Raw genomic sequence first — 13,818 nt, forward strand, 5'->3', positions numbered from 1 at the left:
TAATTAAAATAAAATTACGATTTATTTTTTAAATTTTTCAATCTTTCTTTCAAAGATGGGTGTGAGAAATGAAAAAACACATAGGCTGGATGAGGGGTTAAATTACTGAGGCTTTTCTTAGACAGCTTTTTTAAAGCAGAACTTAAGAAGTCCCCAGAATAGGTAAAGCTAGCAAAATCATCTGCCTGAAATTCAAAAACCCGGGATAGGTGATTTGTCAATAAGCCAGTCACTAGGGAAATAGGAGCATATAAAAAACTGAAAACTACTAAACCTACATGAAAGCTCGGCAGCTCAATACCTAGAGCTTGAGATAAAACAGGCTCTTCTATAAAAAAAGAAAATAACCAAAGCATGAACCCCGAAGAGATTAAAGACACAAAAAGATTTAAGATGATGTGATGCTTTTTATAATGTCCAACTTCATGAGCTAGAACAGCCACAATTTCTTTGATGTCAAGGTCCTTAATTAAAGTATCAAAGAGTGTGATTCGTTTTTCATTTCCAAATCCTGAAAAGTAAGCATTGGCTTTCTGACTTCTCTTAGAACTGTCGATTACGAAGATATTTTTCAAATTAAAATTCATAGAAGAAGCATAATCTTGGATTTGCGACCTTAGCTCTCCTTCTTCAAGCGGAGTTTGTTTATTAAATAAGGGAACTATAAGTTTAGCGTAGAACATATTCATAAAAAAAGAAAATAACGCAATTAAAATCCAAGCGTACCACCAGAAATCGGGACCCACGGCAGAATAAACTATTAAGATTAGACCTAAGATAATTCCTCCTAAAGTTAATACAATAAAGAGGGACTTAAGCTTATCCAACCAAAATAGGCGCTGAGTAGAGGTATTGAATCCATAGCGCTCTTCGATTTTAAAGGTGAAGTAATAGTCGAATGGAGTACTTATAAGTTCTTCACCCAAAAAGAGGATGAATAAAAAAGAAAGCGAAACTAAAATGGGATTATCAAAAAGACGGTGAGCGATTTCATTAACAAATCCAAAACCTTCCAGGCTTAGAAAGACCAGAATTAAAGTAATAGATAAAATAGACTGGAGAGTACCGAACTTAAATTTATCTTTTTTATAGGCTTGTGACTTTAAGTAGTCCTCTTTGTCGTATAAATTTCTTAAGCCTTCAGGAAGCTGAGCATCAAATCTAGAGGCGTTTAGGCAATCTAGAGTTGTTTCCAGAATGAAATTGAAAACCAGAACACCAACAATGAGATAAAAAATAAATTCTGAGGTCATTTTATAATTTTAAGCAAATTTAATTCATGTGAATTGAATCTAGTCTAGAAATTGATTTTGAATTTTTAGCCAACAGGGTTGCCTTATTCATTAATTGATGCTAAATTTGCTTCATAGCAATGCGAAGATTGTAGATGAGTAAATTGGTAGAAAGCATCAGATTTTTAGAAGATAATTTGAAAAAATTAATCTTTGAACATCAAGGTTTAAAAGTTAAATACAAGACTTTAGTTACCCAATTTGATTCTGAAAGCAATTCTATTTCTGAATTAAATTCGAAAATAGAGATGCTTCAAAAAGAAAATAAAACACTTAGAACAGCCAACGCACTGCTAGGCAGTACCGAGTACAAAAGAGAAACAAAACTAAAAATAAATAGTTTAATTAAAGAAATAGATAATTGCATTATTCAATTGGCTGAATAAAATGGGAGATAAACTAAAAATAAAATTATCGATTGCTGATAGAGTTTATCCGCTCAATATAAGACCTGAACAGGAAGAAGGCTTAAGAAAAGCAGCCAAACGAATAAATGAAGTTATTAAGAAATTTGAACAAGATTATGCAGTAAGAGACAAACAAGATGTCTTGGCGATGAGCGCTTTACAATTTGCTGCTGAAATTGAACAAAATCAATTGTCCTCTACTTCAGAATTACAAGAAGCCGAAACAAAGCTTGTAGAACTGAGTGAGATGATAAAAGAGCAGTTAAACTAACGTTCATTACATAAATCGACACTGCCTGTATTAGTCGTACCTTTTTGATAAACTCAACATTTACTATTTAAAAAGGGTGAGTTTCAGTTGCTAAAGCAAGCCGCCACTTCGGTGCAGCGGATCCTTGATCAGCTGGGTATCCCTAAACCTGTTTACACGGAGTTTTATACAAAACTAGGCTAGTACAGGCTTTTTTTTATATATATAATTATGGATATAACATTTATTATAATAGCAGCTATAGCTGGCCTTATCATAGGATTTTTAATATCAAAAGCCATAGATAGCAAAAGTGCAACAGGGACTGTAAAAACAGCTGAAAAAGAAGCCAATAAACTCTTAAAAGAAGCTGAGAAAGAAGGGGTGAATATCAAAAAAGATAAAATCCTTCAGGCTAAAGAAAAATTTATAGAGCTTAAATCTGAACATGAAAAAGTAATTCTTTCTAGGGATAAGAAAATTAATGAAGCTGAAAAAAGAACGAAAGACAAAGAATCTCAAATTTCTAATGAGCTCTCAAAAACTAAAAAATTAAATGCTGAAGTTGAAGAAAAACTCAAAGATTACTCCTACAGAACTGAATACCTAGAGAAAAGGCAAGAAGAAATTGATACGATTCTACAACGTAAAATCAATCAACTAGAAGTGGTAAGTGGACTTAGCGCTGAAGATGCAAAAGCCCAACTTATGGAATCTCTTAAAGAGACCGCAAAAGCTGAATCGATGCAAATGATTCAAGACACGGTAGAAGAAGCTAAACTCACCGCTCAACAAGAAGCCAAGAAAATTGTCATTAACACTATTCAAAGGGTGGGGACGGAAGAAGCTATAGACAACTGCGTTTCTGTCTTTAACCTTGAGAGCGACGATGTTAAAGGTAGAATTATTGGTCGTGAAGGAAGAAATATTAGGGCAATTGAAGCTGCAACTGGTGTAGAAATAATTGTTGATGATACTCCAGAAGCTATCATTTTATCTTGCTTTGACTCCATACGTCGTGAAATTGCGAGACTCTCTTTACACAAATTGGTAACTGATGGTAGAATTCATCCTGCCAGAATCGAAGAAGTCGTAAAGAAAACAAGAAAGTCGATAGACGAAGAAATTATAGACATAGGGAAACGAACTATTATTGATTTAGGCATACATGGCTTACACCCAGAACTAGTAAAGATGGTAGGCCGAATGAAATATAGATCTTCTTATGGTCAAAATTTACTCCAACACTCTAGAGAAGTGGCTAAGCTTTGTGGCATTATGGCTTCAGAACTTGGGCTTAACCCGAAACTAGCCAAACGTGCTGGTCTTCTTCATGACATTGGTAAAGTACCCGAAACAGAAACAGAACTTCCTCACGCTATATTAGGAATGCAATTGGCAGAAAAATTTGGAGAGAAACCAGAAATTTGTAATGCCATTGGTGCTCACCACGACGAGATAGAAATGACTTCCCTTCTCTCCCCTATTGTACAGGTATGTGATGCCATAAGCGGAGCTAGGCCAGGAGCTAGACGCCAGGTTCTAGACTCTTACGTAAAGCGTCTAAAAGATCTTGAAGAAATTGCCTTCGGATTTGGAGGGGTTAAAAAAGCTTATGCTATTCAAGCTGGTAGAGAATTGCGGGTTATTGTGGAAAGTGAAAAGGTAAACGACGAAAAAGCTTCTGCCCTTTCGTTTGAAATTTCCCAAAAAATTCAAACCGATATGACATATCCAGGTCAAGTGAAGATTACGGTTATTAGGGAGACTAGAGCTATTAATATTGCTAAATAAGCAACTAGATAACGATAATTAAAAAAGGGCTGTTTCTTTCGAAACAGCCCTTTTTTAATCAAGACATATAACGTATTAGAATTGCTCTCTTCCTGCAAAATGAAAATTGCTTTCAATCGTAGCGTTTTCATCACTATCACTTCCGTGAATTGCATTTTCGCTTATAGACGTCGCATAGTTTTTACGAATCGTACCTTCTGCAGCTTCATCAGGATTGGTCGCCCCAATTAAGGTTCTAAAATCATCTACAGCATTTTCTTTTTCAAGAATTGCTGAAACAACTGGACCACTGGTCATATAGTCTACAAGCTCACCGTAAAAAGGACGTTCTTTATGAACTTCATAAAAAGCTTTAGCATCATTTGTGGTCATGTGCGTCATTTTAAGCGCTACAATTTTAAAACCTGAGCCTGTAATTTGTTTAAGGATATCACCAATATAGCCTTTAGATATTGCATCTGGCTTAAGCATAGTGAATGTTTTAGTTCCTGCCATTGTAATTTATTTTATTTTCGTGCAAAAGTAATCATTTCAAAAGATATACAAATCATTTGATAACATTAGAAGTCTAGGTGCAGTTCACTAATTGTATGTCCATCTGTAGTAGATTTAATTCTCAGTTCAGCTTCTTCAGTGACCAAGTTTAGATCTATAATACCATAACTTGTTTGTGCAACAACCTCGCCTACTCTATATTGATTAGGCTCACCACTATAACTACTATAAGAATGCGTTAGACCACTGGACGTAAAGTCGGTTAAAGGATAAGCTAGGCCGTCAATTTTCTTTTGGGAAAACTCTGAAATATGCCTGTCACCACTTAAAAGAAAAATATTTTGAAGGGGATACTCGAGCCATAAGTTTTGCATTTTTTCAATTTCATTCGGGAAGTTACCCCAAGTTTCAAAGCCATGCTCGCTGGATAAAAACTGAATGCTGCTCACAATAATATTAAAATTAGCCTTCGAACTTTTAAACTCATTCTCTAGCCATCGCCATTGTTGCTCGCCTAAAAGCGAAGAATCTTTAGAGGTATGCGGTTGATATCTTTTACCAGGCACCTCAGCCTTGACCAATCCATCTCTAAAGTATCGACTATCCAGCATGTAAAATTTGATCGATTTGTTACCTAAAGCAATAACTTTAGAATAATAAGTTCCGCCTCTATTGGCCACAGCTTGGGTTGAATCGATATCCAAAAAATCTAAAAAAAGTTCTTTTGCCTCCTCTTTGTAAGGCCATTCTTTACCCGCATCGTTTTTGCCGTAGTCATGATCGTCCCAAACTCCTAAAGGAGCATTTGGTAAGCTCTTTATAAAAGATTGGTAATAGGGATCTGACTTTATGCTGTCGTATTTTTCTCCCATAAGATCCATGTTTGGCGTGTCTGCATAAATATTATCCCCACCCCACACAAAGATATCTGCCGAATCTTTCTCTATAATAGACCAATACTCTTGAGGTAAATCTTGACGATTGCAACTGCCAATGGCTATTCTAAAGGTTTTAGGTTGAATTTCAATAGGTTCGCTTTCTGTTTTTTTATCACTGGTGTTCGGTTTACACGATGCAAACAAGATCACTGCTAAAGTAAGAATCCAATGTATTTTTTTCATCATTATATTTTTTTCAAAACTAGGGATTCCTGTGTTACTTCATTATTAAGAATTTGTACATTTGAATTCTATGAGAAAAAACACATTGGAAGGCTTAAAAGATCAACTGAATCCCACTTCCAAAATCAGTATTATTAGTCATAAGAATCCAGATGGAGATGCTTTAGGGTCCTCATTGGCCTTGCATCTGTTTCTTAAACAACTTGAGATTCCCTCCCAAGTCATCATGCCAAACACTTATCCAGATTTTTTAAAATGGTTACCAAATAATCAAGACATTTTGTGTTACGACTCCAAAGAAGCAGAATGTAAAGCTAGGTTAGAAGCTTCAGATTTTATTTTTACGCTGGATTTTAATCACTTAAATAGAGTTGGAAGTTTAGGGGATTTCCTAAGGGACTTGAAAGCTACGTTTGTGATGATAGACCACCATCAAGAACCATCAGACTATGCAGACTATATGCTAGTAAACACTCAAATCGCCTCTACTTGCGAATTGGTTTATGAATTTATCACTTCTCAATATCCAAACACCTCTGTAAGCGCTGATGTGGCCAGTTGTTTATATACTGGAATTATGACAGACACAGGGTCCTTCAGGTTTCCATCTACAACTAGTGAGACCCATAGAATTATTGCAAACTTGATAGATGCTGGCGCTGATAACAGTCAAATCCATCAACATATCTATGACAATAACAACATAAGCCGACTTCACCTTTTGGGAGTAGCTCTCAATAACCTAAAAGTCGTTGAAGAGTTAAATACGGCCTACATCTTTCTATCTCAAGAGGATTTAAATTTAAATCACTTCAAAAAAGGAGATACAGAAGGTTTTGTAAATTATGGCTTATCGATAAAAGGTATTAAGTTTGCAGTTATATTTATTGAAAATAAAGCTGAAAATATTATTAAAATATCATTAAGATCAATTGGTGACTTTAACGTTAATGCCTTTGCTAGAAAGCATTTTAGCGGCGGTGGACACAATAATGCAGCAGGAGGCAAAAGCGATTTAGATTTGAAATCTACCTTAGCTGAATTTGAAACTACATTGAAACACTATAAAGAAGACCTATTATGAAGAGCATCTTATATGTGATATTATGTTTTTGCATGATTTGTAGTTGTAAATCGCCTGAGCCTAGAAAGCCTGTTTCAAGAGCTTCAAAAAGTTTTACAACAAAATCTTTAAAGCTTAATAAAGCTATAGTCAAAAAAGAAGAATCCTACATTAAGGAGATGATAGACGCAGACTCTACTAATAAGTACATTAGTTCTGCCGATGGATTTTGGTATTACTATAATTTAGAAAACAAAACGGATAGTATCACACCAAGTTTTGGAGATGAGGTTGAATTTAATTATAACCTATTAACGTTACAAGGTGACACCATATATTCTAGAGAAGAACTTGGGGAACGCGCTTACACAATAGACAAAGAAGAAATTTTTACAGGCTTGCGTCAAGGCTTAAAGTTAATGAAAGAAGGAGAAACGGTTACTTTTTTATTCCCTTCCCACCAAGCTTATGGCTACTATGGCGATAATGATAAGATCGGGACCCACGTCGCTTTAAAATCTACTGTAACTTTAAATGAAATAAAACCAAAAACTGAATAACATGAGAACTTTAAGATTATCATTTGCTGCATTAGTTGGAATACTGCTTTTTAGCTGTTCTTCCCAATACCCAGATTTAGAAGATGGATTATATGCTGAATTCCAAACCTCTATGGGAGATTTTGTCACAGAACTTCATTACGACAAGGTCCCTATGACTGTTGGAAATTTCGTTGCCTTAGCAGAAGGCGAACATCCATTGGTCGATGAAGAGTATCAAGATCAAAAATTTTATGATAGTATTATTTTCCATAGAGTGATCGATAAATTTATGATCCAAGGAGGTGATCCACTAGGGACTGGCCAAGGAGGACCAGAATACGAATTTGCAGATGAAATTGATTCTGTTTTAACCCATAAAAAAGGAGTTTTATCTATGGCCAATGCTGGAGCAGATACTAACGGAAGTCAATTTTTTATCACTCTTGTTCCTACTCCACATTTAGATGGGAAACATAGTGTTTTTGGAGAATTGGTAGTCGGAATGGAAGTCGTAGATAGCATAGGGAAAGTAGAGACTAAAAAGCCAGGTGACAAACCTGTTGAAGATATCGTTATTGAAACAGTTAATATCATAAGAAAAGGGAGCGATGCCAAAAATTTTGATGCTGTAGACGCTTTTACTACTGGTGCTGAGAAAGCCAAAGTAGCCAAAGTCGAGGAAGAAGTTGCAAGAAAAGCTGTACTTGAAGAAGCTAGTGAGGGCTTTAAAGTCACCGATAGCGGATTACGCTACTTGATTACTGAAAAAAATCCAAACGGAACGTCTCCAAAAGCTAAAGATATGGTAAGTGTACACTACACAGGCTACCTTCTAGATGGAACCAAATTCGATTCTTCTTTAGACAGAAACCAACCTATAGAATTTCCAGTAGGAACTGGTCGTGTGATTAGAGGATGGGACGAAGGGATAATGCTTTTAAAGACTGGTGAAAAGGCAGAACTTGTCATCCCATCAGAATTAGCTTACGGCCCAAGACAGACAGGACCAATTCCTCCAAATTCAATTTTAAAGTTTGAGGTTGAGCTTATAGATATAGTAAATAAATAAATTAAAAATCCCTGTTATGATATTATGACAGGGATTTTTAATTTTAATAGAAGTTAGAATACAATCCATTGATTTCCTTCTCTAACTCTTCCTTAGTATTTACTGTTTTAGCTTGAAGTTTATCAAGCATTTCTTCAAACTTAGCTTCAGCATATTATAAATTATTATCTATAATATATGTTGCATATTTTTGTTTCAATTCACCCTTACTCTTACTAAATTTTATCTCTAATTGATCTAATTTTTAATGATAAGTTTTTTTATAGTTTACATAAACATAATAAACAATTGCATTTTTTATGTTGACATCCCAACATTTGATTAAATTTTTAAGCTTAAGTGCTTTTACATTTTTAATAACGAGTTGCAGTACCACTAAAGCCTTGGATGACAAATTGTATGACGTTCAGTTTTTAGATGAATACATTATACCAGCAAATTTCAAATTTCAAAATGAAATTTATGGTGGAATCTCAGGAGTAGATTATACTAAAGGTGAACTTCTTATGGTAAATGATTCGCCTTCCAACCCACTGATTTTTAGAGCAATATTAAAACTGAAGGGGTTTCAAGTGGACACCATCACCTTCAAGTCGGTTACTAGACTACAAAACAATACCTTCTTTGAGAAAAATGCATTGGATATGGAGTCCATAAGATATGATGGAGATGGGTATTTAATTTCTACAGAAGGAAGTATCAATTTCGGTTTATCGCCAAGAATTTTCAAAGTAAGCAAGACGGCAGAATTTATTGAAAGTTATTCGTTACCAAGTTATTTTCTGATCAAGGGGAATAACCAACCTCGTCATAATGGTGTTTTCGAAGGCCTATCGAATGGCAAAAATTCTTCCGGATTTTGGTTTGCTAACGAATTACCCTTAGAAAAAGATGGTAAAACACCAAAACTATATAACACCAACTCCGCTATTCGATTGAGTTTCTTTGATCATAAGGCAAAAAAAGTCACCCGCCAATATGCCATGGATTTGGATAGGATCACCAAAATCCCGTTGCTTCCTTTTTCCATCAGTGGTCTTACAGAGATTTTACAAATTAGCCAAAATACTTTTTTGGTCCTGGAACGCTCCTATTCTGCAGGACACAAAAGCCAAGGCAATAGAGTGAAGTTGTATCTGGTAGATGTGAGTAAGGCGACAGACATTCACGACATAGCAGAACTAGAAGCCGCTTCTTCAGAGGATATTATTTATGCAGAGAAGAGTTTAGTGTTCGACTTTAAGTCGATCAAGAGAAAATTAACTGAAGGTATTGTCGATAATTTAGAGGGGTTATGCTTTGGACCAACACTTCCTAATGGTAATTCTTCCCTTATTGTCGTTTCTGACAATAATTTCAATAAATTTGGGACACAATTAAATCAGATTATTTTATTAGAACTAAAACAAGTCCAATGAAAACATTTCATTATTTAATTTTGAGTATCACGATACTTTGCCTGTCTTGCCAAGAGACTCCATCAAAAAATAAAGATTTTCAATTTGATATTCCAGAAGGCTTAGAAGCACAAAAGACCACTTACTATTTTGTAAGACATGCTGAAAAAGACACCATGGATAAAAAGAATAGAGACCCTCAACTTACAGAAGAAGGGATTCGCAGAGCAAATTTTTTAGCAACTTATTTTAAAGATAAGTCCTTAGACATGTTCTATTCTACGGATTACGGTAGAACCCTTCAAACCATCATCCCTACACTACATCAATTTAAAGGGAACATCAAAAGCTATACTGCTGGAAAGGATACATTATTTGATGCTGAATTCTGGAAATCAACCTACGGCAAAAAAGTATTAGTCCTAGGACACAGCAACACAAGTCCTAGATTCATGAATGAAATTCTTTCAGAATCGGTGTATGATGACCTGGAAGAAAACACCTATGATATCTTCTTCAAAATGGAAATTGATAAAGATTTGTATTTAAAAGACACTTTGATTCAGCTTAAAGTTCCAAAAGAATTTAGTTACAATTAAGGGCAGAAGGCTCTAAAATAACATTTTCATTTTCGATTTTAGAGAGAAGTTCTAAATCTCCCTTTTCCCAAAACTGACCTAGATCTTCTAATTTTTGAGAGGTCTTTTTGGGTGTGTAATTTTCATAATCCTGAAAAACAACACCATCAATCGTCCTTTGGTTAATCGCCTTTCTGAAGCGTAATCCACCTCCATTGACTAAAAAGCTATAAGCTATAAAGTCCATTGAAAAATCTGAGGTATCGAACCAATAGATGTAAGCATCTTCAAAATCCTCTCCACCATCATTTTCTGTGAACTTAACCTTCAATTTATGGTAAATCTTGGCGTTGATTTCTTCTTTGCCTAGATAAGAGGGGCGTACAGCAGCATCTTCTAAACGAAGAGGTAGCTGAGTAAAATAGTGGACAGAATTAACAGATTCATAATAAGAAAATGCAGTGGTATCTGCCAACATTACAATAGAATCTTGATAAAAACGCGTCAATTCTCCATTTTTTACAACATCTCTTGTTGGTGAAGTTATCGAAAGTCTTTCAAACTGAAGTCCTTCACAGGTCGGCATCGCTTTATAAGAATAGTCTCTAAATTTGAACTTTAATACATTCTCATTAAGTTTTGATTTACCAGAAAACTCAATAGCTTTCTCTATAACCTTTGAAGGTTCAATCGTTTTTTGTTCAGATTTTTGACATCCTAGCATACTCAGTAAGATGAATCCAATTAAATACTTCATATCATTATTAATTTAAATATAAACACTGTCGTTAATTCTAGCTTTCCTTTCAAAAGTCTTATTTTTGAAATATATATTTTAGTTCTATGGTTAAAAACAAAATCAATATAAAAAATAAAAAAGCCAGATTTCAATATGAAATTCTGGACAAATATACAGCTGGAATTGTATTAGCTGGCACCGAAATCAAATCTATCCGGGAAGGAAAAGCCACAATCACTGAAAGTTTTTGTGAATTCAATGAGCAGGGAGAATTATTTGTGATTAATATGGATGTTCAAGAATATTCCCATGCAACCCATTTTAACCATAAGCCTAAAAACGCCAGGAAACTTTTACTTAATAAAAAAGAGCTGAAAAAACTTCTCAAAGAAGTCAAAAACAGCGGTCTTACTATTATTCCCTTGCGCTTATTTCTTAACGACAGAGGCTTTGCAAAATTGCAGATCGCCTTGTCTAAAGGTAAAAAGCTTCATGATAAACGCGAAACTATAAAGGATCGTGATACCAAAAGAAAGCTCAACAGAATCAACAAGACCTTTAATACATAGGTTTTCTATCTTATATTAAATTTATGAAGCCTCCATATCTACTTATTTTTTTATTGCTGTCTTTTTTAACTAGTCATTCTCAAATTACAGGAAAAGTGACTGATAGCATCGGTAATCCTTTACAAAATGTAAATGTTTATGATGAAGGCACCTTCAATGGAACCACTACCAATGCCAATGGTGAGTTCAAATTAAAGGTTGAGCAAACTAAAGAGTCTTATCTCATTTTTAAATTTTTGGGGTTTCAAACTGAAAAAAGAAAGATAGAAACCTCTACCGATACCATCACTATACAATTAACAGAAAAGGTAACGAGCTTAGACGATGTTTTTATTACCAATAACGAGGATCCTGCCTATTCTATTATCCGCAATGCCGTGGAAAATAGAAAGAAAAACCTATCAAAAATTCAAGAGTATAAAGCTGATTTCTATTCCAAAGGGCTCTGGAAAATCGAAAATGCCCCAGAAAAAATATTAGGCCAAGAAGTTGGTGACTTAGGAGGTGGTTTGGATTCCACCCGAAGTGGCGTGGTCTACCTAAGTGAAACCTTTTCAAAGATTTCATACAAAGCGCCAAACCGTTTCAAAGAAAACATCATCGCTTCCAAAGTTAGTGGGAACGATAACGGATTTAGCTTTAATTCTGCAGAAGATTTCAATTTCTCATTTTACGAAAATACCATCGACTTAGGCAAAAATCTGGTCTCTCCAATTGCTAATTTTGCCATGCAATATTACAACTATGAGCTGGAAGGAACTTTTTATGAAAATGATAAATTCTTGATCAATAAAATAAAGGTTATACCTAAGAGACCTAACGATGCTGTATTTAGCGGATATATTTATATCCTAGAAGATACTTGGGAAATTTACGGTGTTGACCTTATGACGACTGGCAAATCACTTCAAGTCGAGGTGGTGGAAGAACTCAATCTCAAACAAACCTTCAACTATAGCGAGGAGTATAAATTCTGGACTCTTATTTCCCAAGATATTTCTTTTAGTTGGGGGATTTTAGGAATTTCTGGAGGTGGTAATTTTGTAGCTTCTTATAAAAACTATGAGTTCAACCCTCAGTTGACCAAAAAGGATTTCTCGAATGCCATTATTACCTTCGATGAGGAGGCGAATACCAAGGACAGTTTGTTCTGGGAACAAAATAGGCCTGTTCCTCTTACTAGTTTAGAACAAGAAGATTATACCTTTAAAGACAGCCTACAGATCCTAAAAAACTCTCAACCTTATAAAGATTCTATAGATACAGTAAGTAACACCTTCAAAGTAACAGATCCTTTATTTGGCTACTCTTGGCAAAATTCAACGACCAATCAAGAAGCTGGATTCACTGGCTTAACCGATCTTAATTATAACACCGTACAGGGATTTAATATTAAATCGGGAGTTTACTTCAGACAAAAAGATACTGCTGGAACCTTCAGAACCTATTGGGAAATTCGATCTGATTTAGATTATGGATTCTCTGAAGAAACTCTGAGACCTAGCTTTACTTTTACGAAAAAATTTAATAATTTCTCAAAACCTTTTTTGATTATTTCTGGTGGTGTCAAAGCTGAAGAAATCAATTCTACCAATCCTATCAACGAGAGATTATCCTCCATTGCTTCAGTATTTTTTGAGCGTAATTACCTTAAGTTATTCGAAAGGATTTTTGGCAAAGCCACTTATAGTCAAGACGTGTTTAATGGCTTTCGACTCAGTGCCGAATTGGGTTTTGAAAGAAGACGTTCTCTTATCAATTCTACGAATTCACCAATTATTGAAAATAAAAATGGAGGCTTTACCTCCAATAATCCTCTAGCGCCTGAAGCTTTTGGATCTCAATTGTTCCCTTCCCATACTATTGGTAAGTTTAGAATTGCAGGACGTATAAATTTTAATCAAAAATATGTGCTAACGCCTAATGGGAAATACGACACCTTTAGTGATAAATTTCCTGTATTTAGCTTTGCTTATGAGAAAGGCTTTGCTTCAGATATAAGTGATTTTAATTTTGATGTTGTAAAAGCAAGACTCACTCAAACCAAAACGATTTCTAGGTTTGGAGAACTGGCTTATAGTCTTAACGGTGGTTTATTTTTTAATGCAGAAAACATCTCCTTTTTGGATTTTAAGCATTTCAACGGAAACCAAACTCGAATAGGAACCTCAGATAGTTATCTTAATCAATTCAACCTGCTGCCTTATTATGAACTGTCTACCAACTCAGATTATGCAGATGTTCATTTAGAGCATAATTTTAAAGGATTTCTCCTTAATAAAATTCCGCTTCTCAATCAACTGAATTTCAATATGGTCGTAGGGGCTAAAAGCTTATTTACGGACTCTCATAAACCCTATTCAGAATTTTCGGTAGGTTTAGACAATGTTGGCTTTGGTCAATTTCGATTTTTTAGAATCGATTACGTCAAACCTTATCAAGGGGGTTGGCAGAGTGGAGCTTTGGTTTTTGGACTTAAACTACTGGATCAATTTTAAGGGA

14 protein-coding genes and 1 other RNA gene are annotated in these 13,818 nt (G+C 34.9%); 11 read left to right on the forward strand and 4 right to left on the reverse strand.

Features of this window, described 5'->3' with window-relative positions; all coding sequences use genetic code 11:
- Positions 1-14: 14 nt before the first annotated feature.
- Entirely contained in the window at positions 15-1,253 is a 1,239-nt protein-coding gene (locus P700755_RS02450) for a M48 family metallopeptidase (protein ID WP_015023172.1), read from the reverse strand.
- 134 nt (positions 1,254-1,387) lie between these two features.
- On the opposite strand from P700755_RS02450, the gene P700755_RS02455 reads away from it, so the two are divergent.
- From P700755_RS02455 to rny, 4 genes are all read left to right on the forward strand, one after another.
- Positions 1,388-1,678, forward strand: a complete 291-nt coding sequence (locus tag P700755_RS02455) for a hypothetical protein (RefSeq protein WP_015023173.1) — start codon at positions 1,388-1,390, stop codon at positions 1,676-1,678.
- Position 1,679: 1 nt separating this feature from the next.
- Complete coding sequence (locus P700755_RS02460) at positions 1,680-1,970, forward strand: cell division protein ZapA (RefSeq protein WP_015023174.1); 291 nt, start codon at positions 1,680-1,682, stop codon at positions 1,968-1,970.
- A 51-nt stretch (positions 1,971-2,021) separates the two neighbouring features.
- A non-coding RNA gene (ssrS, locus tag P700755_RS18980) (6S RNA) lies at positions 2,022-2,135 on the forward strand.
- 45 nt (positions 2,136-2,180) lie between these two features.
- Positions 2,181-3,743, forward strand: coding sequence for a ribonuclease Y (rny, locus tag P700755_RS02465; RefSeq protein WP_015023175.1), 1,563 nt, complete (start codon positions 2,181-2,183; stop codon positions 3,741-3,743).
- Positions 3,744-3,818: 75 nt separating this feature from the next.
- Here the strand turns inward: rny and P700755_RS02470 are convergent, their stop codons facing one another.
- Positions 3,819-4,238 (reverse strand): nucleoside-diphosphate kinase, encoded by a 420-nt coding sequence (locus P700755_RS02470; RefSeq protein ID WP_015023176.1) that lies wholly within the window; start codon positions 4,236-4,238, stop codon positions 3,819-3,821.
- A 65-nt stretch (positions 4,239-4,303) separates the two neighbouring features.
- On the reverse strand, positions 4,304-5,362 hold the full coding sequence (locus P700755_RS02475; protein ID WP_015023177.1) for an alkaline phosphatase D family protein: 1,059 nt from the start codon (positions 5,360-5,362) through the stop codon (positions 4,304-4,306).
- Positions 5,363-5,429: 67 nt separating this feature from the next.
- Here P700755_RS02475 and P700755_RS02480 point away from each other — a divergent pair, with 67 nt between their 5' ends.
- The 5 genes from P700755_RS02480 (at position 5,430) to P700755_RS02500 (ending at position 10,029) form a co-directional block, all read left to right on the forward strand.
- Entirely contained in the window at positions 5,430-6,443 is a 1,014-nt protein-coding gene (locus P700755_RS02480) for a DHH family phosphoesterase (RefSeq protein WP_015023178.1), read from the forward strand.
- The gene (gene gldI / locus P700755_RS02485) at positions 6,440-6,982 is read left to right on the forward strand and encodes a gliding motility-associated peptidyl-prolyl isomerase GldI (protein ID WP_015023179.1); all 543 of its coding nucleotides are present in this window, start codon (positions 6,440-6,442) and stop codon (positions 6,980-6,982) included. The genes P700755_RS02480 and gldI overlap by 4 nt, the downstream gene beginning before the upstream one ends.
- Before the next feature lies 1 nt (position 6,983).
- Positions 6,984-8,033, forward strand: a complete 1,050-nt coding sequence (locus P700755_RS02490; RefSeq protein ID WP_015023180.1) for a peptidylprolyl isomerase — start codon at positions 6,984-6,986, stop codon at positions 8,031-8,033.
- A gap of 299 nt (positions 8,034-8,332) precedes the next feature.
- Positions 8,333-9,451, forward strand: coding sequence for an esterase-like activity of phytase family protein (locus P700755_RS02495; RefSeq protein WP_015023181.1), 1,119 nt, complete (start codon positions 8,333-8,335; stop codon positions 9,449-9,451).
- Positions 9,448-10,029 (forward strand): histidine phosphatase family protein, encoded by a 582-nt coding sequence (locus P700755_RS02500; protein ID WP_015023182.1) that lies wholly within the window; start codon positions 9,448-9,450, stop codon positions 10,027-10,029. The genes P700755_RS02495 and P700755_RS02500 overlap by 4 nt, the downstream gene beginning before the upstream one ends.
- Here the strand turns inward: P700755_RS02500 and P700755_RS02505 are convergent.
- Complete coding sequence (locus P700755_RS02505; protein ID WP_015023183.1) at positions 10,016-10,765, reverse strand: DUF6503 family protein; 750 nt, start codon at positions 10,763-10,765, stop codon at positions 10,016-10,018. The genes P700755_RS02500 and P700755_RS02505 overlap by 14 nt on opposite strands.
- 86 nt (positions 10,766-10,851) lie before the next feature.
- Here P700755_RS02505 and smpB point away from each other — a divergent pair, with 86 nt between their 5' ends.
- Together smpB and P700755_RS02515 are read left to right on the forward strand one after the other, a co-directional pair.
- Entirely contained in the window at positions 10,852-11,316 is a 465-nt protein-coding gene (gene smpB / locus P700755_RS02510; protein WP_015023184.1) for an SsrA-binding protein SmpB, read from the forward strand.
- Positions 11,317-11,339: 23 nt separating this feature from the next.
- Positions 11,340-13,814, forward strand: a complete 2,475-nt coding sequence (locus tag P700755_RS02515; protein WP_015023185.1) for a DUF5686 and carboxypeptidase regulatory-like domain-containing protein — start codon at positions 11,340-11,342, stop codon at positions 13,812-13,814.
- Positions 13,815-13,818: the final 4 nt, after the last annotated feature.

The sequence above is a fragment of the Psychroflexus torquis ATCC 700755 genome, from assembly GCF_000153485.2.
GTDB lineage: Bacteria > Bacteroidota > Bacteroidia > Flavobacteriales > Flavobacteriaceae > Psychroflexus > Psychroflexus torquis.